This window comes from Enterobacter sp. BWH64 (assembly GCF_001037645.1).
Taxonomy (GTDB): Bacteria; Pseudomonadota; Gammaproteobacteria; order Enterobacterales; family Enterobacteriaceae; genus Enterobacter; species Enterobacter hormaechei_C.
In genome coordinates this window covers 2,135,321-2,158,242 of record NZ_KQ089922.1, presented here as the reverse complement: position 1 = coordinate 2,158,242, position 22,922 = coordinate 2,135,321, and the positions used below count along the sequence as shown (strand labels likewise).

General features: G+C 50.0%; 28 protein-coding genes, 1 tRNA gene and 1 pseudogene. 14 read left to right on the top strand and 16 right to left on the bottom strand.

The genetic code is table 11. The annotated features are described in order from the left end of the window. The 16 genes and pseudogenes from SK50_RS10195 to SK50_RS10110 form a co-directional block, all read right to left on the bottom strand. Window positions 1-1,308: a terminase large subunit domain-containing protein gene (locus SK50_RS10195; RefSeq protein ID WP_045349479.1), complete on the bottom strand. Its 1,308-nt coding sequence runs from the start codon at window positions 1,306-1,308 to the stop codon at window positions 1-3. Next, window positions 1,286-2,283 (bottom strand): annotated as a pseudogene (locus SK50_RS10190) (terminase small subunit). Before SK50_RS10190 ends, SK50_RS10195 begins: the two are co-directional and overlap by 23 nt. Window positions 2,284-2,502: 219 nt before the next feature. Continuing rightward, a complete protein-coding gene (locus SK50_RS10185; RefSeq protein ID WP_003859853.1) occupies window positions 2,503-2,733 on the bottom strand; it encodes a hypothetical protein in 231 nt (76 codons plus the stop codon). A 1,095-nt stretch (window positions 2,734-3,828) separates the two neighbouring features. Beyond that, complete coding sequence (locus SK50_RS10170) at window positions 3,829-4,098, bottom strand: hypothetical protein (RefSeq protein ID WP_032637826.1); 270 nt, start codon at window positions 4,096-4,098, stop codon at window positions 3,829-3,831. Window positions 4,099-4,105: 7 nt separating this feature from the next. Continuing rightward, entirely contained in the window at window positions 4,106-4,735 is a 630-nt protein-coding gene (locus tag SK50_RS10165) for a glycoside hydrolase family 19 protein (protein ID WP_048229358.1), read from the bottom strand. Then, complete coding sequence (locus SK50_RS10160) at window positions 4,735-5,016, bottom strand: phage holin family protein (protein ID WP_022651286.1); 282 nt, start codon at window positions 5,014-5,016, stop codon at window positions 4,735-4,737. Before SK50_RS10160 ends, SK50_RS10165 begins: the two co-directional genes overlap by 1 nt. Further along, on the bottom strand, window positions 5,003-5,389 hold the full coding sequence (locus SK50_RS10155) for a phage holin family protein (protein WP_015570936.1): 387 nt from the start codon (window positions 5,387-5,389) through the stop codon (window positions 5,003-5,005). The genes SK50_RS10160 and SK50_RS10155 overlap by 14 nt, the downstream gene beginning before the upstream one ends. 177 nt (window positions 5,390-5,566) lie before the next feature. Beyond that, a complete protein-coding gene (locus tag SK50_RS10150; protein WP_048229356.1) occupies window positions 5,567-6,529 on the bottom strand; it encodes a P63C domain-containing protein in 963 nt (320 codons plus the stop codon). A gap of 100 nt (window positions 6,530-6,629) precedes the next feature. Continuing rightward, window positions 6,630-6,703: transfer RNA gene (locus SK50_RS10145), tRNA-Arg, on the bottom strand. A gap of 177 nt (window positions 6,704-6,880) precedes the next feature. Continuing rightward, window positions 6,881-7,036, bottom strand: a complete 156-nt coding sequence (locus SK50_RS23840; RefSeq protein WP_017384388.1) for a DUF3927 family protein — start codon at window positions 7,034-7,036, stop codon at window positions 6,881-6,883. After that, window positions 7,033-7,458, bottom strand: coding sequence for a tellurite resistance TerB family protein (locus SK50_RS10135; RefSeq protein ID WP_015570939.1), 426 nt, complete (start codon window positions 7,456-7,458; stop codon window positions 7,033-7,035). The genes SK50_RS23840 and SK50_RS10135 overlap by 4 nt, the downstream gene beginning before the upstream one ends. 273 nt (window positions 7,459-7,731) lie before the next feature. Then, window positions 7,732-8,514 (bottom strand): antitermination protein Q, encoded by a 783-nt coding sequence (locus SK50_RS10130; protein WP_015570942.1) that lies wholly within the window; start codon window positions 8,512-8,514, stop codon window positions 7,732-7,734. Then, window positions 8,511-9,488 carry a toprim domain-containing protein gene (locus SK50_RS10125; protein WP_015570943.1) on the bottom strand — a complete coding sequence of 326 codons (978 nt, stop codon included), beginning with the start codon at window positions 9,486-9,488 and terminating at the stop codon, window positions 8,511-8,513. The genes SK50_RS10130 and SK50_RS10125 overlap by 4 nt, the downstream gene beginning before the upstream one ends. Beyond that, window positions 9,485-11,104 (bottom strand): DEAD/DEAH box helicase, encoded by a 1,620-nt coding sequence (locus SK50_RS10120; RefSeq protein WP_048229354.1) that lies wholly within the window; start codon window positions 11,102-11,104, stop codon window positions 9,485-9,487. The genes SK50_RS10125 and SK50_RS10120 overlap by 4 nt, the downstream gene beginning before the upstream one ends. A gap of 426 nt (window positions 11,105-11,530) precedes the next feature. Next, complete coding sequence (locus tag SK50_RS10115) at window positions 11,531-11,824, bottom strand: hypothetical protein (RefSeq protein WP_015570944.1); 294 nt, start codon at window positions 11,822-11,824, stop codon at window positions 11,531-11,533. Window position 11,825: 1 nt separating this feature from the next. Further along, window positions 11,826-12,053 (bottom strand): transcriptional regulator, encoded by a 228-nt coding sequence (locus SK50_RS10110; RefSeq protein ID WP_015570945.1) that lies wholly within the window; start codon window positions 12,051-12,053, stop codon window positions 11,826-11,828. A gap of 124 nt (window positions 12,054-12,177) precedes the next feature. On the opposite strand from SK50_RS10110, the gene SK50_RS10105 reads away from it, so the two are divergent. The 14 genes from SK50_RS10105 to SK50_RS10045 all read left to right on the top strand — a co-directional run bounded on the left by SK50_RS10105 (window position 12,178) and on the right by SK50_RS10045 (window position 22,905). Further along, window positions 12,178-12,879, top strand: a complete 702-nt coding sequence (locus SK50_RS10105) for an XRE family transcriptional regulator (RefSeq protein WP_015570946.1) — start codon at window positions 12,178-12,180, stop codon at window positions 12,877-12,879. Window positions 12,880-13,054: 175 nt separating this feature from the next. Then, window positions 13,055-13,363: a hypothetical protein gene (locus SK50_RS10100; RefSeq protein WP_015570947.1), complete on the top strand. Its 309-nt coding sequence runs from the start codon at window positions 13,055-13,057 to the stop codon at window positions 13,361-13,363. Then, entirely contained in the window at window positions 13,353-13,544 is a 192-nt protein-coding gene (locus SK50_RS10095) for a hypothetical protein (RefSeq protein WP_015570948.1), read from the top strand. Before SK50_RS10100 ends, SK50_RS10095 begins: the two co-directional genes overlap by 11 nt. A gap of 176 nt (window positions 13,545-13,720) precedes the next feature. After that, window positions 13,721-13,945: a hypothetical protein gene (locus SK50_RS10090; protein ID WP_032665858.1), complete on the top strand. Its 225-nt coding sequence runs from the start codon at window positions 13,721-13,723 to the stop codon at window positions 13,943-13,945. After that, a complete protein-coding gene (locus SK50_RS10085; RefSeq protein ID WP_048229352.1) occupies window positions 13,938-14,345 on the top strand; it encodes a hypothetical protein in 408 nt (135 codons plus the stop codon). The genes SK50_RS10090 and SK50_RS10085 overlap by 8 nt, the downstream gene beginning before the upstream one ends. Before the next feature lie 189 nt (window positions 14,346-14,534). Continuing rightward, complete coding sequence (locus tag SK50_RS10080) at window positions 14,535-14,948, top strand: hypothetical protein (protein WP_015570950.1); 414 nt, start codon at window positions 14,535-14,537, stop codon at window positions 14,946-14,948. Beyond that, window positions 14,949-15,173: a hypothetical protein gene (locus SK50_RS24130; protein WP_032665346.1), complete on the top strand. Its 225-nt coding sequence runs from the start codon at window positions 14,949-14,951 to the stop codon at window positions 15,171-15,173. Then, the gene (locus SK50_RS24005; protein WP_086523924.1) at window positions 15,170-15,316 is read left to right on the top strand and encodes a hypothetical protein; all 147 of its coding nucleotides are present in this window, start codon (window positions 15,170-15,172) and stop codon (window positions 15,314-15,316) included. The genes SK50_RS24130 and SK50_RS24005 overlap by 4 nt, the downstream gene beginning before the upstream one ends. A gap of 7 nt (window positions 15,317-15,323) precedes the next feature. Continuing rightward, window positions 15,324-15,572, top strand: coding sequence for an excisionase family protein (locus SK50_RS10070; protein WP_015570952.1), 249 nt, complete (start codon window positions 15,324-15,326; stop codon window positions 15,570-15,572). Between the two features lie 44 nt (window positions 15,573-15,616). After that, window positions 15,617-16,909 (top strand): tyrosine-type recombinase/integrase, encoded by a 1,293-nt coding sequence (locus SK50_RS10065; protein ID WP_032665345.1) that lies wholly within the window; start codon window positions 15,617-15,619, stop codon window positions 16,907-16,909. A gap of 184 nt (window positions 16,910-17,093) precedes the next feature. Further along, on the top strand, window positions 17,094-18,296 hold the full coding sequence (pncB, locus tag SK50_RS10060; protein ID WP_045344713.1) for a nicotinate phosphoribosyltransferase: 1,203 nt from the start codon (window positions 17,094-17,096) through the stop codon (window positions 18,294-18,296). 168 nt (window positions 18,297-18,464) lie between these two features. Further along, window positions 18,465-19,865: an asparagine--tRNA ligase gene (asnS, locus tag SK50_RS10055; protein WP_015570955.1), complete on the top strand. Its 1,401-nt coding sequence runs from the start codon at window positions 18,465-18,467 to the stop codon at window positions 19,863-19,865. 606 nt (window positions 19,866-20,471) lie between these two features. Continuing rightward, the gene (gene ompF / locus SK50_RS10050) at window positions 20,472-21,530 is read left to right on the top strand and encodes a porin OmpF (RefSeq protein ID WP_017384819.1); all 1,059 of its coding nucleotides are present in this window, start codon (window positions 20,472-20,474) and stop codon (window positions 21,528-21,530) included. A gap of 184 nt (window positions 21,531-21,714) precedes the next feature. Next, window positions 21,715-22,905, top strand: a complete 1,191-nt coding sequence (locus SK50_RS10045; protein ID WP_017693690.1) for an amino acid aminotransferase — start codon at window positions 21,715-21,717, stop codon at window positions 22,903-22,905. The last annotated feature ends 17 nt before the right edge of the window (window positions 22,906-22,922 follow it).

The window sequence follows — 22,922 nt, the reverse complement described above, 5'->3', positions numbered from 1 at the left end:
TCAGAAAGTGGTGTCCATGGTGATTGAGTATGCCGGTTTCACGATGGGGTAATCCTTCACAATGAAGTACCCACCAGCATCATTGGGGTGATCGTTATCCGCTGATTTATCCGGTTCGCCATTAGCCGCCCAGATTTGCTGCTCGAGGCTCTCGGTGTAGACCGGGCAATTCTGGACGTTGACCAGATAGCGGCGCTCACCGTTGGCGTTGCAGAACATGGCGTTCATTGAGTTAATGCGGTCTTTAACCGGCGGGTTGGCATCATCAACGATGACACTGAAGCCGGCATCGTTAAGCTGGGCAATATCCGTCTTGCTGGCGTTCTGCGATTTGCGGGAGTCGCCTGACGCATCCGGGTAGATGTAAATCTCCCGGCTCTTCACATAACGCCCATCCTCATATCGCCAGAACTCTTCCTGGATACGCTTAATCATCGCCGGCGTGTCGTAGACTTTCACCAGTTCGCGAACCGCGCGCGGTAGCCCGTTACGCTTTACGTGAACAATCGCGGCCATTTTCCCTACGTTGAAGTCCATACCGATAAACAACGGATCCCCATCCTGAATCTCGTCAGAACAGTTGTTCAGTTTACGGTTAAAGGTGTGGTAAATGGTCCCACTGTTGAGGTTGGTGAACTTCCCGCGCAGGTATGCCTGAATCAGTTCATCAGGATAAGAACTCAGCAGCGAGGAAATGTAATCCGGGGGCAGGTTCTTCGCGTTGTCGAACGTGCTGGCCTGAATCAGCCCATACAGAGCAGAAAGCTCAGGCTTTTCGCGGACCGCCTTCACGAACTGCTGGTAGACGAACTTGAAGCCCTCCGGCGTAGTCGTTACATCGATGCCGTTACGCAACCCGTCGACTTTGTAACGCATACGGGCGATGATTTTTCGCCAGGCCTGCTGCGCTTTGGCAGCCGCCATGACGTCCAGTTCATCCACCATCGCATTACCGATTTTGAAACCAACTATCGAGCCTGGCTTCTCCATTGAGCGGCAGATTGTGGTTCCGCGGTATCGTCGCCCCTCGTAGAAGTGAACCTCTTTGTTCCCCTCATTGATTATGACGCTCAGCCCCCAGTCAAAGGCCACTTCCTCAATCGTCGGGTAGAAGATGTCACGGATCTGCGGGTACGTCGGCGCGAAATAACCCTGGTTGATTTTAGGGTGCTCCCACATCCCCTTACAGATGCCGCCACAACCCACCCACGTCTTACCGGAACCGAACCCGGCAACGTAGGCTTTGAATTTGTGCTGCATCGCGAGGAAACGCGCCTGAGGAATGTTAAGTGTCGGGCTGATCCCCATCTTCCGCCCTCGCGTCCACTACGTTGATATTGATCTGAACTGGGTCGGTTCGTCACCATCACCATCACCGGCCAGCTCTTTGCGGAGTTTCTCAACCTCCAGCTGCCGGCGGTCGATTTCGATCTGCTGGAGACGCTGAGCGAACTCGCTATCCGCCAGGCCAAGCCGTTTCATTACGGCTTCGAACATACGCTCACGGCTGATAGCGGTTATCTCGACGCCGTTCTTTCCGACCTTTACGCCGGAGTAAGCGAGTCGCGAGACTGGCGAGAGTTTACGCGTATCAGCGAAGTAAGGCTGGCCGATACCATCGCCGTTACAGCGTGGGCAGGCAGGGTTAGGCTCACGATTATGGTCATAGCCATAGCCACCAACATCAGCGGGCTCGCGACTTTTCCGCTCAAGCGCTTCGAGTCGTTTCTCTTCGAACTCCACCATATCGCGCCACTGGTACTGGTGACCGAATCCCCAGCAGTAACGACACGCGCCGCGGCGATACTGCGATAGCTGGTTTGCATCGAAGGTGGCAAGCTGCCACATCTGCGCGAGGACTTCATCGGCACTGCCAAGCGTGCGCGCAATGGAGGCTTTCTGCTGTTGTGCAATAGCCTGGGCAACTGAAGTTTTCTGAAGGAGTTGATAACCAATTTGTTCAGCGGATTTTTTGCTGTAACCCGCCCTGATAGCTGCTTGTGTGGCGTTACCATCCTTTAGGTATTCCGCAACAAATAAGCGTTGCTGAGCAGTAAGTCCATCATCATCCATCAGCTCATTTGCGCTTTGTTCTTTCTGCGCAATGCGCACTTTTTTCTGCGCAGATTTTTGCGCAGTTTGCGCAGAAGTTTTTTTGATATATCGACGGGCGGTAGCGTAGTTCAGTCCCTGCGCTTCACACCATTCCTTTGGTGATACGCCGGTTGCGGCATGTTCGGACAGGAACCGTTGCTGAAGCTCTCCCCAGTCCGGTTTTGCCATTATTCACTCCAATAAAAAAAGCCACCAGCGAGTGCCAGTGGCTTGAATGTGGTAATCAGAAATGGGTTCGAACCGTTGGGACAAACAATATTAAGCGCTCACCCGCTGGATTAAAGTAGCATCACGCTTCGTCTGGCCGATATGAACTCCTGTATCACTCTACTGACGTATAGAACCAAGCATGCCCCATCCTACTGCTACGCGCCAGTCTCGCTGCTTTCAACCAATCAGAGCATCATAAGCCTCGATAATTTCTTTCCTGCTCACGTATCTGTCGGCTGCCACCAATATGGCTCCACTTTCGCCTTTCAGAAAAGTTGAAAAAAAAATCACCACATCCAAACACCTCACCTCATCATTAGCATACAGATAAAGAATCTTGCTCCGATAACTTCGAATTTTCAGCAACTTAGCAGGCTCATCATCAGCAAAAATCAATAGCTGTGCCATAAAATCTCCTTCTACACATAATTCCTTACAAGAGAAGATTGTTAGTCCCATGAACACTCAATCACATTGACGAATCTTTTGCCTGTGATTTACGTTACCTTTAATAGCCCAAAAGTCTTTTTTAATTCATTCACCTGAATTCAATTCTGAAAGAAGTGAAAATGGCAGCAAACAAATCACCAGGAGTTTAACTTTCTTTAATTAGTTATAGTGCAGAATGCTTAACCCTGTATATAGAGTTCGCTTCTTCGCACTTTTCTTTCAAGTATATGAACCGGGTGGATACTTCACTGTTTGAGCAGTTCGTTACAATGCAGTAACCCTCTACCCATGCCTTTTCATCCTTTTCGGCAAACAAACTTTCGAAAATGGCAGCCCAAGTGCTGTTAGGCATGCGTTCCAGTTCAAAATACTTCATTGTCCCTCCCTCACGAAGGGTTCTGTACTCATCCAATCCTAAGATTTTCATACTGCATCTCACGGTCTTTTTAATGTTATGATTTCTAGCATCATATCCAGGCTTTTCCTACCCCAAAATCCATGGGACTCTGCATTTTATCATCATTAGCAACCAGCAGATGAGCTTTGTAATAGATGAAGAATGCGCATAAGAAAGCCATAGCTATTCATGTGACATGCCTGTCCTCAGTATTGGATTTAGGTTACCTTCTGGATAAAAACTTACCCATCAACATTAAAAATACAACGATTCCAACAGGCATTCCAACAATAGGTGTAGCGAACGCGCTTACTCCCACGGCGGCAACCATACCTCCCAAAGTACTAAACATGATGGGTATGATTAACATAATGATAGCCTGGGGTATTCCTGCCTTCCAGAGGAGTAACACCATAATGACAACAAAGAACACCATGAGAAAAGGCATTGTTTGCCCCCTTAATTAAACACACTCTCTATATAACGACCATTTGGAAAATTTATTTAGTTATCTTTCAATTAAGGCCTACTTGCAGTTCGCCTGCCACGCTTTGTTATGCGCCAGGATGTCGCGCTTCGTCTGCCTGTCCAGTACATCCCAGTCGTGCGCTGTGCAGTAGATGGGTTTAACCCAGTCGCAAGACGTATCGGCTACCTCAACCCTTACGGGTCCAGTTGTCCCGCAGCTCGCGATCAACATCGTCGTCAGACATATGGTTAACAGTCTGCTGTACATTGCTGGCCTCTTTCGTTGCTTCTACCCGGCGTTCGGCTGCTGCGACCGTTGCCGCTGCGTTATCTTCGGTGCGCTGCTGGTCGGCTTTCACTTCAGCTTTGCTGGTGCCGCGAATATGGCCCAGGCCAAAAGCGCCGGCGATAGCGGAAATAACCAATGCGACCAGCCCAATTATCGTTTCGATCCCCACATTCACATCACACCAGAACGGATTTCGCCAGGTTAAATAGTGCGCGGCGTTTATCCAACCCGTTTCTGCCCCCATTGATAAGAAGCGTCACGCGTTCCACGTCGCCGGAATGAAGAAGGCAACCGCGGGAGGCATAGAACCATGCAGCAGAGCGCGCGGCGTATTCATCCTGTTCAAGCAGCTCCGGATGGGTAACAAGGTCCAGTTTCAACGCGTGACCACAACTGCGATAGTTACTCAGGCCGGTAACCTGTTTCAGCCCGCGACCGCGGTATTTCCATCCATCATCGGCAGCCTGATTGCCCAGGTGTTCTTTTCCCCACTCACCGCCGTAAACCAGATTAGCGATCGCTTTCTGATTAGCCGAGTGCTCTGCCGTTCTGCCTAGTGCGGCGGCCTGCTGTGGAGTGATGCGGCGGCTGCCGAACGTCGGCACTAAGTTTTCTGCCGCATAATTAAGATTTTCCACCACACGGGTAAATCTGGAGCTTTCATGCCCCATCTGGGCAATAAACATGGCCTGGTCAAGCGGTGCGGTGATGCCGTATTCCTTCATGGCGGCGTCGATATGCGGAAACCAGCGCGCAGCTAATCCGGCGCTGATACCAGCCGCCTTCTGAAATTGTGATTGGTTCATTAGTGCCTCAGATGATCAACCAGACGTGCAACGTTACCTTTGACGGCCACCAGCACGGAAAGGAATATGATATTGGCCGCAATGGTGGCCCATGATGAATGCGGGTAGATCCCACACAGGTACGCCAGCGGTACAGCGCTGTAAGTGACGGTAATCAGCCAGGCTAAACGCGAAATCCATGGCCGATGCCGCGAATCACCACGGCGGTAAAACATCAGAGTAATTACAACTCCGGCGCAGAGCAGCGCGTTGATAGTTGCTGTTGGGTCATTTAGTACCACCTGAACCTCCCCGGCGCGTTATCAGCGCCACCAGCGAGCCGATGTCCTGCTTGTTCAGGAACGTAAGGATTTGAACGGCTAATGCAGAAGCTATTACGGCACCAATAGCATCCAGAGGCTTCTCGGTGTACCCCGTCCAGGATGTGAGTTTTGACCCCAATAACCCCGAACAAAGAATGCCGACGATATACGACACGAAGAAGTAGGCCAGGCGACGTAACACACTCAGGTCAGCTGCTGTCGCTATGTAGAATACTGCGCCTGCAAATGCTCCAAAAACAACACCGTAATCAGTTCCGGTCAATAGACCGTAAACACTTGCTCCAGTCAAAGCTAAACCGGCCAGCCCTGTGCCGGAAAATGGATCGGACATAGGTCTCCCCTCATATAGCTGTGTATCCTCTCAGTAATGAGGGGAATAAAAAAAGCCCGCACGGGAGCGGGCAACGAATGCAGATATTTATTTTTTTCAATTTCAGAACGAAGATTATCGGCAGTCTTGGGAAATACTTTAGACAATAAAAACCCGGCGCGGTGGCCGCGTTGATGATCACTTGTTTACTTTTTCCAATGCAGATTCGTAAGCGTCTTTCTCATCAAATAGAGCCGTTACCGCTAAAACCTTACCAATCTGCTGCTTGAGCGCCTTGACGCCAACCTCAGATAGGAACTGGTGGATCTTGTCTCCGGGTTTTCCGAATTCATCTTTGCTACTTTTAGCAAGGTCAAGAATCTTACCTTCGCTTTTGGCCAAGGGCTTGTAAATTTGCTCAATAGTCAATTTTTTGAATAAGAATGGACGCCCTCGTCCTGGCTTGTTTAATTGATAAATTTTGTACCAAGCCTCATAAAGTTCGTTGGGAAACTCTTTCTCATACTGCCTAGCTTCTTCCCTAACAAATGCTTTGAAGAGATCAATTACTTGCTGTACTTCAGGTTTGAATCCAGCTACAGCGTAAGCAACGTTAGTAATACCAACCTTTGCCGCCGAGTTAACTAAGTCTTGAGCTTGCATAGCTGCATTTAGTCTAGATGCTGGAAGATCGCCACTATCTTTAGCTGCCGTAAGGGCTTTGCAAATATCAATTACTACTGAAATATCATATCCATGTCCGCCAGTAAAAGAACCGAGTACTGCGCCATCGTTCTCCCATTGAAAAATATAAGGATTTTCCATTTTCTCAAGCAAAACTGCGTCTACGTAATCTTGCATATATTGAGCGTTAAGAACTCGGTCGATATCTTTTACTCGCTCCCCTAGACCAATGAGTTTTGCCAGCCCGGTTTTAGTTACCACAGCCGTTTTAGATTCATTGTCTAAAACATAACACTCAGTATCAATGCCAAACTCTTCCATAAAGCTTCCCTTGTGGGTTGCTTTCAACGGCTTGTCTTTCCATCTTGCTGCCGCTGCTTTTTTGGCAATGTCAGAACGCTGCTCTTTAGTAAGAGACTTCGCCCTAGCAATCCCGCCCTTAGCTTTACCCTTTGGATCTTTCTTATCGTCTGACATATGCAAGCATTTTTCACTATTTTATGCTTGCATAGTCAAGAGCATATAAAAGGCCGCTGGATGGTAGCCTTCAGTAAACTAATGTTGTTGTGCTTAATTGTACGCCATCGAGGATTCGAACCCCGAACCACGGAGATAGAAGCTCCGTGCTCTTTCCAGTTGAGCTAATGGCGGAAAAAAAAGACCAGCATTGGGTTGCTGGTCATGGGTCATGCAGTTGTCTCTGCGAAGTTGGTGTATCCCCACCAAGTGTTATCAGTATCGAGAGCATTATCGAATGCCAGTTTACTATAGCACCGAAGAAAAAATTCACTCTGTCAAAGGCCATCAGAAATGACCTTTTGCAAAGTGTTATTTACTGGATTTAAACAGGGGCCAGAGTAAAGCAATTACCCCGGCTACCAGCACGCCATCAGCAAGGATGGACATCATTTTGCTGGTAAAGTCGATGGCAACCACCAGGAACATCAATACCCCGGCGGCTACCCAGCGCAATTTCCCGATCACAGGTACTGGTCCAGTGGGAGTTGCAGCGCCTGCGCAATTTTCTTGAGCTGCTTCTCTTCTTCTTCCCCGATGCCGTCGTTGTCAGCGACATCAAGGCACAGGCAAAGAACATCAACAGCATCGTTTGTACCGGCAACGTCAGCCAGTTCGCGCAGCGCCTGAGCATTAGCAGAGCGCGGCGAAGCTTCATAGCGAGCACGGATATTGCTACTCATCTGTGCGATCTCACCAGCGAACGGTGCGAAAGCAGGCAATGCTGAAATGGTTTTTTCCAGAGTGGCGATTTCTTTCGCATCGCATGTGCCGTCGGCATACGCAATGGAGTAAGCACCCCACACCGTAGCTTCAACCGCGTCGCGGTTTTCCATTTTCTTAACTTCGACAACAGCTTTACGTGCTTTCTTTTTGAAGATACCGAACATAGTGACTTTCCTTTTAGCGGGTGAGCCAGCGCTCAGGAATGATCAGCCCACAGAGACAGTCACACCGACCGTTCCCTATGGCTCACCCCTGAAAGGCTCTGTGGTTGAATTGCGCCGAGCGTGGCGCGAAGAATTTCGGACATAAAAAAACCCGCACTGAGGCGGGTTTGGTGTCGTGTAGGCGTAATATCCCACGATGGAAAGCATACAGGACATTTTTATGCAAAGTCAACACTAACGTGCAAAAAAGTGTCGCCATTTGCTCCGATCCTATTAATAAGTTGTTGCCTTCTCAAATTCTACTGCCGCGTGACGCTCCCACTGGCGCAGGGTGTCCACCAGCATTTCATAAAAGGGTTTCCAGTTGCGTGACCATGAGGACTGATGGAGGTCCGGGAGACGCTTCAGAATGGCACGGTGTACCGTCGCCGAGGAGATAGCAGAGAAGCCATTACCAGAGCAACGTTCACACGTTTTGAAAACCGGTGCGCCACGTTCTTTGGTCGCTTTGCGATCCAGCACTTCACCTTTACCGCCGCATCTGCACCGCGCAAGGATTACCTTTTTCCCTCCGCAGGTTTCGCAAACCCTTTTCACCAGCTCATTTTTAATCTTCGGGGCCACCACTTCGGCACCGTCATCGTCGAAGATACCAGGATGTTTAACCACATCCTCATTCCCGGAGATAAAACCGGTACCGCTGCAACTGTGACATGTCACGCTGGTAGCCGCCGAACGGGAGTAATCAGCAAAGGCAAACTGCGCCAGCGTCAACATGCATGCTCCGAGCTTGTCGCCAGCGGCTTTGCGGACATTTTTAGGAGCGTTTTTGATAGCAACCTGCGCCAGCGCCTGAACTGCGAGCTGTTCATCTGTTTTGCTGATGCCGGACTTGCCGAAGAAAGCAGCCAGGCCGAAGCGTGCACGGCTGCTGGTGGTACCAATCGCCGCCATAACATCAGTGCCCGTGAGACGATCCGGAGAGGTTCCCTTTACATCGTCGCTGATATGCATTCCCTGAGGACTAAAATGTTTGAGTGCTGCTTCCAGTTTCATGCGGCCACCTGCTGTTTTTTATAGAAAACCATTTCACGAACCTGATCGCCGTTCATGAGCATGTCGTTAAAGTCCCCGTTATCCGGCCAGTAGATACTGACCTTATCGAGGTCGTTTTTTGCCATCAAATTGGCATGAGCACATTCCATAGCAGCCGCTAAACCGGTAGCACTGTTGATGTCACGGTCTGCAAAAATGATGAAGTTCTTTACGCCAGCTGGCACACGGAATTTCTTCATGAATCCGCTGGTCATGGTTGCCCATGTGTTTACTTTGTAGAGTTGCTTGCATGACAAAGCGGTTTCGATACCTTCCGCAATGCCAAGCGTGCTGGCGACCGGGAACATCCGGATTGCAACTGAACGAGCGTGATCCAGATAGCTCTCTTCCTGAAGAGATTTCTGGCGTTTTGCACCAACTGAATCCTTCAGCTGAGCTTTCCGATTACCGTCCAGCAAAGTTCTGTGCAGATAGCAAAGTTCTCCTTTGTCATCAGTGGCGAGAGAATACAGCGACTGAAAAACCTTCCCTCCGTAGCGTTCCTTTTCGTTAAACCTGATAGCCTCTTGAGGAAGCTGGTAAATGCCGCGCGCATTAAGATAATCAGCTCCAGAAGATCCTCGCAGCGGCGCCAGTTTTGCAAATTTGCTCAGCACTCTTTTACGCAGGCTGCCAGCGTTGCTGGTTTTAGGGATACTTTCGCGGCGGAACGTATTACCAATCAGCTCATCAATTTCGCGGCAAACCTCATTAAATGGTTTTCCCTGGGTTTGGGTCACCAGCTTGATACCATCACCGCTACCGCAGGTGCAGATCCATGTTCCAGCTCCGTCACGGTCATCGATACGGAATTTACCAATCGAATCGCAGAGCGGGCATTTCCCCCTAAAGTGGTTTTTCCCGGTGATCGGCGGCAGTCCGTAATGCTCAAAAATCATGGCCCAATGGCCTTTTGCTGCTTCTACCGTTTTCATGCTCTTTTTCCTAACTGCTGTCTGATGTCGCTGACGTGTTTAAGCGCCTGCTGAACTCTTGCCGGGTTCGGCTGCTCTTCTGCCTGCTTTTGCAGGCGCTGCTCTTTTTCACGTTGCCTAGCGAAGGCGATCAGCTTGTGCGTAATGAAGTTTGAAACTGTCGGTGTGATATCCATGGGGTAATCACTCAGGCCGTTCGGCCACTCCCCAAAGCGTTCACGGAAGGTGTGAGCACACCAGGCATCGCTGACAGGCTTTTTCCCCATCGATACGCGCTGGCGCTGATAAAATTTGATCTGGCTCCACCAGGCCTGTTTCTCTGCCTTGGTTGGCTGTCGCTGCTCGCCACCCAGCTTTTTGAGTTTTCGCCCGGTGTCGGTATCAATGTCCTCACCGGCCAGAGGTTTGTGACCACAGTTCGGGCATACATAAACACCAGCAGGTTTCATGAAGTGGCATTGCGAACATTCGTGCGGCAGCTTCTCCGCTCTTTCCTCAGCGGCCCGGCGCGCGCCCTCTTCCATCCCGTCAGATTTGCCCGGGAGATCGTCATATTCGATAGAGTCCGGATAACCGAGGCGGTGCACAGTGCCGCTGTGATCGAAGATAAGGCAGGAATCCTTGCCTGGCGCCGTGCGCAGGCCTCGCCCGATCGCCTGTAACCAGCAAATTTCGCTCTTAGTTGGCCTGGCGTAGATGATGCAGCGAACATCGCTGTCGAACCCGGCCACCAGCACGCCCACGCTGACTATGATTTTTGTGGCCCCAGTCTCAAAGCGATGGATGATGGTCTGTCGCTCTTCGGCCGGAGTGTCTGCGGTCATCACCTCGGCATTAACACCAGCCTGGTTGAACTGGATGGTCAGATAATTGGCATGGGCCACATTGACGCAGAAAGCGATTGTCGGCAGATCCCGGCCATTCTCAAGCCAGTTCTGGACGATATCGCCAACCAGCGTGGAACCACACATGATCTCCGCCAGTTGAGTCTCGTTGTAGTCGGTGCCGTACTGGAGAGACGGAGAGGTTTTAACGCCCTTCAGATCCGGCTTAGTTGGCGCGTAAAATTCGTATTTACTAAGGTCGCCGCGCTGGATCAGCTCGCCGATGGTGGTTGGCTTAATCAGTCGGTCATAGTATTTGCCCAGGAACGGGGAAAATGGTGTCCCCGAAAGGCCAATCACTTTCACGCCTTTTTCGCGCAGGCGTTCGATATCCTTCAGAATGCGTTTTTTTCGCAGGTGCGCTTCGTCGATAATCAGCAGATCGATATTGTCAGGGAACACGCGACGAATAAGCGTATCAGCGCTGGCAATTTGTATTTTGAGGGAAGGATCGTAGTTTGGGTGATCCGCCCAGACATAGCCGATTTCATCACCCGGCAACCCGTACTCCACAAAACGCTTTGCGGTTTGGGTAATGAGGATCTGGTAAGGCGCGCAAAACATTACCCGCATGCCACGACTGACGAACCCGGCAACGATGAAGGCGGCAAGTCCTGTTTTACCACTGCCCGTCGGCGAGTACACCATGAAGGTTTCTGTATCCTTCCAGTTACGGCGCAGCTGGTTAAGGGCTCGTTCCTGTGCAAAATTAGGTGTGATCGTCAGCTGCATTGTGCGGACCCCGCGGTAATGAGATAATAATTTTGTGATGTGGTTTTCATGGATTCCCCCTCACATGGCTGGTGGCCTCCCCAAAGGCTGCCAGCCTCCCTTCTGAATCAGTTCCCCTGAAAAATCACTCTTCCAGAAAGAACCCTTTTTTCTCAGCGCCTGAGCGCTTTGTACTACCTTGCTGATACAGGCGTTTTTTTAATTTCGCCTTTAAGACAGTGATCTACTTAACCAATGGATCTCTCCTGTTGGAAAAGACCCTATTCCTGCCCCTGCACCCAATCCCCCCCTTACCCCCCCTTTCCCTCTCCCCCATAAAAACGTACTACCTGCCTAGTACGAATGAGGAGTTGGGTCAGTTGGTTGCCAACCTGAACAGGCACCTTTAAGCCTGTTCTTGTCCGGGTACCTTTAAACCCGCAACAATCAGGAACGCGTTGGCGTTCCGGCCAGGGGAGGTTCGGCGGTATACCCCTGTAAAGCCCTGCCGTGATTTCTCACAAACAGGCGAAGCCGCATATTTGCTTCATGCCTTGCCCGGTTCTCCTTGCGGTATGAAGCGGGCTCGGCTTCGAACGATTCCTGATACACAGCTGCATAACGCTGAATGGCTTTTTGTCGTGCTGCTGCCGTTAGGCTCAGTAACTGCTGCTTGATCCATTCGGCATCGGCCTGGCTAAAAGCCACTGGCATATCAACCGGTTGATAATCAAGTGCCATATCACTGCTCTTTTTCTGGCTTTGGGAATAGCTCCGGTAAGTCAGGTCTGATTTGATATGCGGCAACTTGTCCTTCAGCAGCGGCTACAATTCTTAGAACGTGCTCTGCTTTAACTTTTTTTCCATGGCGCCATTTCCATACTGTTGCCTGAGAGACGCCGCAAAGCTTAGCCAGCGCCCCCTGGCTACCTGCCCGCCGGATGGCAATGTCGATTGGCTCTGAAATCATAAAACCCCCTTAGTAATTAAATATTACTTTAGCGATTATACTAGTTGTAAGCAAGGTGTCTAATTACTTTTTGACTTAAAAGGTCGTTTAAGCTAAGTTTTTAACAACTTATGGAGTAATTAGAATGAACAACAACACATACTCAGCCCGGTTAGTCGAAGCAATGAAAGAAGCTGGCTTTACACAAGCATCCCTTGCAAAAGCGGTGGGGATGTCTCAATCCAGCATCTGGAAGCTTACTTCAGGCGCGGCGAGCGGATCACGAAAGACTGTCCAGTTATCCCAGGTCCTTGGGGTTAGACCTGAGTGGCTTTCCTCAGGTGAAGGCCCCAAATACGTGGTAGGGCTTACTGAGGCCGAGGAGTCTATTTCACACGAGCCAGCAAGAGACACCTATCGTGTGGACGTTCTGGATGTTCAAGCCAGCGCAGGTCCCGGAACCTTCGTGTCCTCTGAGTTTATAGAGACAATAAGGGCTATAGAGTACACCGAAGAGCAGGCAAGGCTTATGTTTGGTAACCGACCAGCCCATGCTATCAAGGTCATTACTGTAAATGGCGACAGCATGGAGGGAACCATTGACCCTGGTGATTTTGTTTTCGTCGATACTTCGGTCAATCATTTCGAAGGCGATGGGATCTATGTCTTTATTTTTGGGAAGACTATTCATATCAAGCGATTACAAATGCTTAAAACAAGTTTGATGGTCCTTTCTGATAACAAGCTATATAACTCTTGGGAGATTGAGGAGAGCGATGAAGGTCAGTTCTACGTCCTTGGCAAAGTACTAATCAAACAATCAGCAGAATTTAAACGCTTCGGATAACCCTCTCCCACCCCACTGCTCGGGCCGCTTTAGCGGCCTTTTTTTTATCCTTACAACACAACAAACTACCATAGCGATTAATAAAAAATTACTTAAGTAGTTGACACCTCGTTTCATCCAGGCCATTCTAATTACAACCTAAGTGATTGGCGGTTTAAACAAGAGGTATCACCCTATGACCACTAGAAATATTATTCAGCTTATTGATATCCCTGATTTCAGATTTACCAATCAAGATCCGGATATTAACTATGCTGATGTTGCAGATGATTGTGATTCAAAAACCATTTCGACTATCGAAGCAATTCGTCATTTAAGCGAATCGATTTTCAGTATGTCTCTGGAAGAAGAGAAAGATAATGAAAAAATTCGCAATCTATCAGCCATTATTTATGACTTGGCAGACCTGGCAATTGCTACTAATAAAATCTCACAAACCGCAACTTATCTTTCTGGCGTAAAGGATGGCACTCATGGCGCATGAATTTTCTTTAGAACAAGCAAAAGAAAAGGCCCATCAAGCAGAAATAATTTGCCGCATGATGGAAGTGTACCCTAACAAAATGGACTGCACAGAAATTGAAGCTATAGCTTCGCTACTTAGCAAGTTAACTGGCGATGTATGCGCTTGGTTCATAGAAGAACAAGCCATAAAATCGAAGTAATAAAAAAACTAATTTTAACCATTTATTTCAGCTTAATTGCTGTGGAATCTCACACACTTTTTTTGGGTGGGCATTATGAGAAATAAAGACGCCTTTAAGACAGCAACGATGATGTGCAGCGCAGGTTATTGGGATATAGCAATTTTATTTTTAAAAAAAGCTTATGGGAGATAATCATGACTATACAGCAACGCCAAGACATTCAGGGGGTTAATATCAAAGCCGAGCAACTGGCTGGTCTATCGCAAACTTTATTTGAATACCACGACAAACTGGACCATTTCCAACTTAAAACTATTTGCTCTCTTGTTTATGACATTGCTGGCGAAATTCATGATTGGACCGAAAAAGAAGAGGAAATTGTTATGAGCTTAGAGGAGGAGGCTCGCCGCAATGGATAAATTAATCGAGACATATCGCCGCCGAATTTTAAAAGCAGCGTTATTACGCCACCAGCGTAAAACAGGCAGTAACTGCCTTGTTATTAAACTCAATAAAGGCGGCATTAACACGGTCGAGTTAACAGAGATTCTTCTCGATGGATTATTGAGAAAATTCGAAAGGCTTGCGATCAGTGAGTACGGGAATGTCGAAGGCGTAAAAGCTATCAAGGGAATTTACAGCAGCGCTGTTGATGTTAATGGCAGCGGTGAATTCCTTACGGATAGCGGGAAGGAGTTAATCGACGAGCACATTTCTGAGCTGGTTGAGTTCGTCAAAAAACAAAAAGTGGAGGCTCTGAAAACGGAGGGTCATGAAATGGGGGGATCTGATGGCACTTACAGCGATACGAATTCCTGAGTGGGTTCACCTCAAAGCGGTACACGTTTTAAGCCAGTTCAGGGCAAGGCGCATTCACCCCTGCCGAATGCACGGCTCCGGGAATTTGAGCCTCAAAGTTAACCATCGCTGGCGGCTACTCTCCCGCGATGGCGGAAAGAACTGGGAAGTAATGAGTCACGAACGATACAGCAAAGTTAAGGACCGGAAATGAACGATAAACGCACCGTAAGCATGATTGACCTGGCATTACAGAAACACGATACGCCAGTTGGCCCACTGTTCGTGGCAGTACGTCACGGCCGCACTAAAAAATGCTTCACGCGAGATACGGCGATTCGCTATCTGGCTTTCTTCATGACCACCGAGGCTTTTGAGCGTTCAGGGTTTCCGCAGCGTCACCCGCGGGAGCGTATTGATCGGGCTGATATGGAGGTTTGGCGAGACGGTGAAACAAAGGCTGAGTATTTGGCCGCCCACCAGCGTTGTGTTCGCCGTCTGCGCCGTATTCTGGCGCGCAAGCGAGAAATGGAAAAATGGTGTGAAAAATGGGACGCGATGCACGAGCGCTACGTCAAAGAACGTGACGAACTCAAAGCAACAAAGCCTGCCGGGGTACGCTGAATGAAAATCCAATACCAGGACTATGGCGCTGTAGCAAATATCGTTATCTCCAGCACCGTATTCGAGTACCGGAAGCATAACAGGGTAGTTGAAAACACTCTGTTTCTGGTGCCAACCGTAGTGAGTTCACGGCACGGAACTTTCATCCTGAAAACGGTTATTTCAGGTAAAAGCCGTGATGCATTACGCGCTTACAGAACTGCAATCAGGGAGGCGGCACGATGAATACAGCGTTTGAAATATGGGTACGTATGCGATACGGAAATCGTTACGACCTGACACGGGATATTCAGGGGCTTTATTGCCGGGAAGTGGTTAAGCGGATGTTTGAAGTGTGGTGCCACTGCCGTGGCCTGGATGTAGTGTGAGGTGATTATGAGCAACGTTGTTCTTCTGGTACCGAATGACTGGGTTAGCGAAAAGGTTCTGATTGCGGTTACCGGGCTCAAGCCCGGAACCATCACCCGCGCCAGAAAAGAATCCTGGATGCTCGGCCGCGAGTACCTGCACATTTCACCAGATGGCAATCCCAAGCCTTCGAGCGAATGCATGTACAACAGGAAAGCCGTTGATCAGTGGATCGAGGCGCAGAAAAAAAATCAACCAGGTGCGAAGACAGCATGAAAAGCAGTACACTCGTCCACGCTCCTGGACGTCAGGAGGGATCAATGGCTAATGCATCATACCCGACAGGCGTCGAAAACCATGGCGGTTCGCTCCGCATCTGGTTTCTATATAAAGGTAAACGTGTCAGGGAAAACCTCGGTGTCCCTGACACTGCAAAAAATCGCAAGATAGCTGGTGAGCTGCGTTCTTCGGTTTGTTTTGCGATAAGAATGGGGAATTTTAACTATGCAGAAAAATTCCCAAACTCACCGAACCTTGCCCGGTTCGGTCAGGATAGAAAGGAAGTTACTGTGCTGGAGCTTACCGAAAGATGGTCGGAACTGAAGAGAATGGAGATCAGCTCTAATACCATGAGTAGGTACGAGTCCATCATAAAAAATATGCTTCCGCGCATCGGCGAAAATAAAATGGTTTCTGCGGTGACCACTGAAGATTTGCTGTATGTCAGAAAGGAGTTGCTGACGGGTTTCCATGTAATGAAGAAGGATCACCGGACACAGGTAAAAGGCCGGAAATCGTCCACGGTGAATAATTACATGATGCTGATGGCCGAGATCTTCCAGTTTGCAGCTGATAACGGCTACGCAAAGGAAAACCCGTTTAGCGGAATTAACCGTCTCAGGAAGGCAAAAGACGAACCTGATCCACTCACGACAGACGAGTTCATCAGGTTCATTCAGGCATGCGGACACCAGCAGATGCGAAACCTCTGGACTGTTGCCGTCTATACCGGAATGAGGCATGGGGAATTATGTGGTCTTGCATGGGAAGATATCGATCTCACTGCGGGCACCATTACGGTTAAGCGTAACCTGACCCAAACGTATGAGTTCACCCTGCCAAAAACCGAGGCGGGCACTGACAGGGTGATTTATCTCATACAACCAGCTATTGATGCCCTGAGGAATCAGGCCCAGTTGACACGCCTTGGCCGGCAGTTTGAGGTTGAAGTGAAGCTGCGGGAGTACGGACAATCTGTCATTCAACCCTGCACTTTCGTGTTCAGCCCTCAATGCGTCAAACGTGGACCTCGCACAGGATATCACTACGCGGTTAATTCGATTAATAAAATTTGGGCCCCGATAATCAAGCGAGCCGGTATTCGTTACCGCAACGCGTATCAGTCACGACATACCTATGCGTGCTGGTCATTATCAGCTGGTGCTAACCCAAACTTTATAGCAACTCAGATGGGGCATACCGATGCACAGATGGTTTACAAGGTGTATGGAAAGTGGATGTCAGAGAAGAGCGCCGATCAGGTTTCTCTGCTCAACCAGACGCTTTCACGCTTTGCCCCATCACTGCCCCAAAGCATGGTAATAGCGCAGTAGAAAACCTGAAATTCAAGTTGTTAGCAGTCGTATCGCTACATTTTTATAACACGGGGCACGAAATGCTCTCGACCATAAAGTGTGCTTATGTTGTGATCGGGGTTCAATAAATCACTAAACAGGGTATACTCCGGAGTTGTTTATTGTACTAAACGCTCCCGTGAGAGGATGCTACAGCGCACCTATGACTCAATTCGCTTCTCCGGTTCTGCATACGTTGCTGGATACCGACGCGTACAAGCTGCATATGCAGCAAGCCGTGTTTCACCACTATCATGATGTCCATGTTGCGGCGGAATTTCGCTGCCGGGGTGACGACTTGCTGGGTATCTACGCAGATTCCATTCGTGAACAGGTCGAGGCCATGCAGCATCTGGCGCTCACCGATGACGAATATCAGTGGCTTTCAGGCCTGCCTTTCTTTAAAGCGGATTATCTGAACTGGCTGCGTGAGTTCCGCTATAACCCGGAACAGGTCACCGTCACCAATGATAACGGCAAGCTGGACATTCGTCTGACCGGCCCGTGGCGTGAGGTGATCATGTGGGAAGTGCCGCTTCTGGCCGTGATCAGCGAGCTGGCCCACCGCTATCGCTCCCCTGAAACCGGTGTGACGCAGGCGGTTGCCGCTCTGGAGAATAAACTCGTTGAGTTTTCCAGACTGACCGAAGGGCTGGATATGTCCCGATTCCGTCTGATGGACTTTGGCACGCGCCGCCGCTTCTCTCGCGAGGTTCAGGAAGCCATTGTCAGACGTCTGCAACAGGAGCCGTGGTTCGTTGGCACCAGTAACTACGATCTGGCACGTCGCCTTGATTTAACGCCTATGGGCACCCAGGCGCACGAATGGTTCCAGGCGCACCAGCAGATCAGCCCTGACCTTGCCAACAGCCAGCGCGCCGCCCTCGCCGCGTGGCTAAAGGAATACCCGGATCGGCTGGGTATTGCCCTTACCGACTGCATTACCATGGACGCGTTCCTGCGCGACTTTGGCCCTGAGTTTGCCGAACGCTACCAGGGTTTGCGCCATGATTCCGGGGACCCGGTTGAATGGGGTGAGAAAGCCATCGCCCATTACGAAAAACTGGGCATCGACCCCATGAGTAAGGTGCTGGTCTTCTCCGATAACCTTGACCTGGCGAAAGCCGTCGACCTTTATCGCCATTTCTCATCGCGGGTGAACCTGAGTTTCGGGATTGGTACGCGGTTAACCTGTGATATTCCTCAGGTGAAACCGCTGAACATCGTCATAAAACTGGTGGAATGTAACGGTAAGCCGGTCGCGAAGCTCTCCGACAGTCCGGGCAAAACCATCTGCCATGACAAAGCGTTTGTCCGCGCATTACGTAAAGCCTTCGATCTGCCTCAGGTTAAAAAAGCCAGTTAACGGCTTCGGGGGAGCCTTCATGGCTCCCCTTCTCTTATTAATTTCTTATTTCTTCTCATAAGACGGTGAAATTTACTTGTCTGATAGCGGATGGCAGGTAACATAGATATCCCCCCTATAAGGGCGGACAAGTGTTTATTTTTTCCGACTATTAACAGAGAGAATATTATGAGCGTTGTGCCTGTAGCCGACGTACTCCAGGGCCGTGTCGCCGTTGACCAGGAGGTCACCGTGCGCGGATGGGTGCGTACTCGCCGAGATTCTAAAGCTGGCATCTCCTTCCTCGCCGTCTATGACGGTTCCTGCTTTGATCCTGTACAGGCCGTCATTAATAATTCTCTGCCCAATTACAATGATGACGTTCTGCACCTGACAACCGGCTGTTCCGTGATCGTCACCGGTGTTGTGGTGGCCTCTCCGGGCCAGGGTCAGAGCTACGAAATTCAGGCGACCTCGGTGGAAGTGACCGGCTGGGTTGAAGATCCTGACACCTACCCGATGGCTGCAAAGCGTCACAGCATCGAATATCTGCGTGAAGTCGCGCACCTGCGTCCGCGCACCAACCTGATTGGTGCGGTTGCCCGCGTGCGTCATACGCTGGCGCAGGCGCTGCATCGTTTCTTTGACGAGCAGGGTTACTTCTGGGTTTCTACTCCGCTGATCACGGCTTCCGATACCGAAGGCGCAGGTGAAATGTTCCGCGTTTCAACGCTGGATATGGAAAACCTGCCGCGTACGCCGGAAGGTAAAGTCGATTACGACAAAGACTTCTTTGGTAAAGAAGCCTTCCTGACGGTTTCCGGCCAGCTCAACGGTGAAACCTACGCCTGTGCGCTGTCTAAGATCTATACCTTCGGCCCAACCTTCCGTGCGGAAAACTCCAACACCAGCCGTCACCTGGCGGAATTCTGGATGCTGGAGCCGGAAGTGGCCTTTGCCGATCTGAATGACGCGGCAGCCCTGGCAGAAGCGATGCTGAAATACGTGTTTAAAGCCGTTCTCGAAGAGCGCGCAGACGACATGAAATTCTTCGCTGAGCGTGTCGATAACGACGCCATCGCCCGTCTTGAGCGCTTCGTCTCCGCAGACTTCGCGCAGGTGGATTACACCGACGCGGTCGCTATCCTGGAAAAATGCGGTGAGAAATTCGAAAACCCGGTTTACTGGGGCGTGGATCTCTCCTCCGAGCACGAACGTTATCTGGCAGAGAAGCACTTTAAAGCACCGGTTGTGGTGAAAAACTATCCGAAAGACATTAAGGCGTTCTATATGCGCCTTAACGAAGACGGTAAAACCGTTGCCGCGATGGATGTCCTGGCGCCGGGCATTGGTGAGATCATCGGTGGCTCCCAGCGTGAAGAGCGCCTGGATGTGCTGGACGCGCGTATGCAGGAGATGGGCCTTAACCCGGCGGACTACAGCTGGTATCGCGATCTCCGTCGCTACGGCACCGTTCCACACTCCGGCTTTGGCCTGGGCTTCGAACGTCTGATTGCTTACGTAACAGGTGTTCAGAACGTACGTGATGTGATTCCGTTCCCACGCACACCGCGTAACGCAAGTTTCTAACCGACCAAATCATTAATGGCCAGCAAATGCTGGCCATTATTTTATCCTGCAATGTCAGTTTTCGTCAGTCAGAAGTAAGCGTCTTTAAACCACAACCCCGCTATTACCTCTACCTGTTACGTTTTGTTTCCACGAAATATCCTGAGACAAAAAAATAACCCCATTCTTATTGCGCTTAAAACAATTCTTACGCATTAGCATAAAAAACAACCAATTTCACAGCCATCTGGATGGCTTTTGTCGATCATAAGAAAAAATGAGCCGTTTAACTTCTGTTTATACGAAAGGCCTTTAGCTAAATTAAACATAAGGAAATCATATATATAAGAATAAAGCGGATGTTTAATTCGCCAGGCGGCACTGAAATTTGAGGTGCTTCACAAAGTTCCCAAAAATACATATTTAGTTACACATATTTTCTTTTGGTAACTGAATCTTGAAGATTGTAGCACTTTCAGTGTAGCGAAACGGTTCTATGAATGGAAAGATGCCTGTCAGACACATAAAGACACCTAACTCTCATCAATAGTTCCGGAAATATTTATTGACAGAATTTATTGGCGGCAGTGGCGAGTGTCATAAAAAAACCAATGAGGGTAATAAATAATGATGAAGCGCAATATCCTGGCAGTGGTAGTCCCTGCCCTGCTGGTAGCCGGTGCAGCAAACGCTGCTGAAATCTATAACAAAGACGGCAACAAATTAGATCTTTACGGGAAAGCAGTTGGCCTGCATTACTTCTCTGATTACGCGGGCAACGATGGCGACAACACTTACGCGCGTCTGGGCTTCAAAGGTGAAACTCAGATCAACGATCAGCTGACTGGCTACGGTCAGTGGGAATACAACTTCCAGGGTAACAACTCTGAAGGTGGCGATGCACAGAACGGCAACAAAACCCGTCTGGCATTCGCAGGTCTGAAATTTGGTGACGCAGGCTCCTTCGACTACGGTCGTAACTACGGTCTGGTCTATGACGCAATCGGCATCACCGATATGCTGCCTGAGTTCGGCGGCGACACCGGCGCGAGCGATAACTTCTTCGCAGGCCGTACGGGTGGTCTGGCGACTTACCGTAACAGCAACTTCTTCGGCCTGGTTGACGGTCTGAACTTTGGTGTTCAGTACCTGGGCAAAAATGAACGTGATGACGCAGTACGTTCCAACGGTGACGGCTGGGCAACCTCTCTGAGCTATGATTTCGACGGTTTCGGCATTGTGGGTGCTTATGGTGCAGCTGACCGTACCAACAACCAACAGACGCTGGAATGGGGTAAAGGTGACAAAGCTGAACAGTGGGCAACCGGCCTGAAATATGACGCGAACAACATCTACCTGGCAGCTATTTATGGCGAAATGCGTAACGCAGCGCGTCTGGGCAGCCGTGGTTTCGCTAACAAGTCTCAGGACTTCTCTGTCGTCGCTCAGTACCAGTTCGACTTCGGTCTGCGTCCATCCATCGCTTACTACAAATCTAAAGCGAAAGACGTAGAAGGTATCGGTGACGAAGACTACATCAACTACATCGACGTTGGTGCGACATACTACTTCAACAAAAACATGTCTACCTATGTTGACTATCAGATCAACCAGCTGAAAGACGATAACAAGCTGGGCATCAACAATGACGATATCGTGGCTCTGGGTCTGGTTTACCAGTTCTAATCAGCACACCTCGTTGTTATATGCTTAATGAACAGGGCTTCGGCCCTGTTTTTTTATTCCTGAGAGAAAATAATAGCGACTTTTGAAAAGCCGCACGCTTTTCGTCGCAAACGGTTGGCATTTTGTAAATCTACCGTTAACCTGATAGCGGATTTCACTTCTGTAATCACAATGGAACTTCGTCATGTTTGAGAACATTACTGCCGCTCCTGCCGACCCAATTCTGGGCCTGGCCGATCTGTTTCGTGCCGACGACCGCCCTGGCAAAATCAACCTGGGTATTGGTGTATATAAAGATGAAACCGGCAAAACTCCGGTACTGACCAGCGTCAAAAAAGCTGAGCAGTATCTGCTGGAAAACGAAACCACCAAAAACTACCTCGGTATTGATGGTATCCCTGAATTTGGTCGCTGCACCCAGGAGCTGCTGTTCGGCAAAGGCAGCACCATTGTGAGCGAAAAACGCGCCCGCACGGCGCAGACCCCAGGCGGTACCGGCGCACTGCGCGTGGCGGCAGATTTCCTGGCGAAAAACACCTCTGTGAAGCGTGTGTGGGTAAGCAATCCAAGCTGGCCGAACCACAAGAGCGTTTTTAATTCTGCGGGTCTGGAAGTGCGTGAATACGCCTACTACGACGCGGCAAACCACGCGCTGGATTTCGACGGTCTGCTGGCCAGCCTGAGCGAAGCCCAGGCGGGCGATGTGGTGCTGTTCCACGGCTGCTGCCATAACCCAACCGGTATCGATCCTACGCTTGAGCAGTGGGAACAGCTGGCTAAGCTGTCCGTTGATAAAGGCTGGCTGCCGCTGTTCGACTTCGCTTACCAGGGCTTTGCCCGTGGTCTGGAAGAAGATGCAGAAGGTCTGCGCGCATTCGCCGCCGTGCATCAGGAGCTGATTGTCGCAAGCTCCTATTCCAAGAACTTTGGTCTGTATAACGAGCGTGTCGGCGCCTGTACGCTGGTGGCTGCTGACGAAGCAACCGTCGATCGCGCATTCAGCCAGATGAAGTCCGTGATCCGCGCTAACTACTCTAACCCACCGGCACACGGTGCGTCTGTGGTCGCGACGATCCTGAGCAACGATGCGCTGCGCGCAATCTGGGAACAAGAGCTGAACGATATGCGTCAGCGCATTCAGCGCATGCGTCTGCTGTTTGTGAACACGCTGGCTGAGAAAGGCGCTGACCGTGACTTCAGCTTCATCATCAAGCAGAACGGCATGTTCTCCTTCAGCGGCCTGACCAAAGAGCAGGTGCTGCGCCTGCGTGAAGAGTTTGGCGTGTATGCCGTTGCCTCTGGCCGCGTGAACGTTGCAGGTATGACGCCTGACAACATGGCGCCGCTGTGCGAAGCCATTGTCGCGGTGCTGTAACCTGCACCCATAAAAAA

Coding starts and splice junctions, on each gene's coding strand:
- SK50_RS10195 (WP_045349479.1), bottom strand. CDS start 1,308: ATGGGGATCAGCCCGACACTTAACATTCCTCAGGCGCGTTTCCTCGCG.
- SK50_RS10185 (WP_003859853.1), bottom strand. CDS start 2,733: ATGGCACAGCTATTGATTTTTGCTGATGATGAGCCTGCTAAGTTGCTG.
- SK50_RS10165 (WP_048229358.1), bottom strand. CDS start 4,735: ATGAACCAATCACAATTTCAGAAGGCGGCTGGTATCAGCGCCGGATTA.
- SK50_RS10155 (WP_015570936.1), bottom strand. CDS start 5,389: ATGTCCGATCCATTTTCCGGCACAGGGCTGGCCGGTTTAGCTTTGACT.
- SK50_RS10150 (WP_048229356.1), bottom strand. CDS start 6,529: ATGTCAGACGATAAGAAAGATCCAAAGGGTAAAGCTAAGGGCGGGATT.
- SK50_RS10135 (WP_015570939.1), bottom strand. CDS start 7,458: ATGTTCGGTATCTTCAAAAAGAAAGCACGTAAAGCTGTTGTCGAAGTT.
- SK50_RS10130 (WP_015570942.1), bottom strand. CDS start 8,514: ATGAAACTGGAAGCAGCACTCAAACATTTTAGTCCTCAGGGAATGCAT.
- SK50_RS10125 (WP_015570943.1), bottom strand. CDS start 9,488: ATGAAAACGGTAGAAGCAGCAAAAGGCCATTGGGCCATGATTTTTGAG.
- SK50_RS10120 (WP_048229354.1), bottom strand. CDS start 11,104: ATGCAGCTGACGATCACACCTAATTTTGCACAGGAACGAGCCCTTAAC.
- SK50_RS10115 (WP_015570944.1), bottom strand. CDS start 11,824: ATGGCACTTGATTATCAACCGGTTGATATGCCAGTGGCTTTTAGCCAG.
- SK50_RS10110 (WP_015570945.1), bottom strand. CDS start 12,053: ATGATTTCAGAGCCAATCGACATTGCCATCCGGCGGGCAGGTAGCCAG.
- SK50_RS10105 (WP_015570946.1), top strand. CDS start 12,178: ATGAACAACAACACATACTCAGCCCGGTTAGTCGAAGCAATGAAAGAA.
- SK50_RS10100 (WP_015570947.1), top strand. CDS start 13,055: ATGACCACTAGAAATATTATTCAGCTTATTGATATCCCTGATTTCAGA.
- SK50_RS10095 (WP_015570948.1), top strand. CDS start 13,353: ATGGCGCATGAATTTTCTTTAGAACAAGCAAAAGAAAAGGCCCATCAA.
- SK50_RS10090 (WP_032665858.1), top strand. CDS start 13,721: ATGACTATACAGCAACGCCAAGACATTCAGGGGGTTAATATCAAAGCC.
- SK50_RS10085 (WP_048229352.1), top strand. CDS start 13,938: ATGGATAAATTAATCGAGACATATCGCCGCCGAATTTTAAAAGCAGCG.
- SK50_RS10080 (WP_015570950.1), top strand. CDS start 14,535: ATGAACGATAAACGCACCGTAAGCATGATTGACCTGGCATTACAGAAA.
- SK50_RS24130 (WP_032665346.1), top strand. CDS start 14,949: ATGAAAATCCAATACCAGGACTATGGCGCTGTAGCAAATATCGTTATC.
- SK50_RS24005 (WP_086523924.1), top strand. CDS start 15,170: ATGAATACAGCGTTTGAAATATGGGTACGTATGCGATACGGAAATCGT.
- SK50_RS10070 (WP_015570952.1), top strand. CDS start 15,324: ATGAGCAACGTTGTTCTTCTGGTACCGAATGACTGGGTTAGCGAAAAG.
- SK50_RS10065 (WP_032665345.1), top strand. CDS start 15,617: ATGGCTAATGCATCATACCCGACAGGCGTCGAAAACCATGGCGGTTCG.
- pncB (WP_045344713.1), top strand. CDS start 17,094: ATGACTCAATTCGCTTCTCCGGTTCTGCATACGTTGCTGGATACCGAC.
- asnS (WP_015570955.1), top strand. CDS start 18,465: ATGAGCGTTGTGCCTGTAGCCGACGTACTCCAGGGCCGTGTCGCCGTT.
- ompF (WP_017384819.1), top strand. CDS start 20,472: ATGATGAAGCGCAATATCCTGGCAGTGGTAGTCCCTGCCCTGCTGGTA.
- SK50_RS10045 (WP_017693690.1), top strand. CDS start 21,715: ATGTTTGAGAACATTACTGCCGCTCCTGCCGACCCAATTCTGGGCCTG.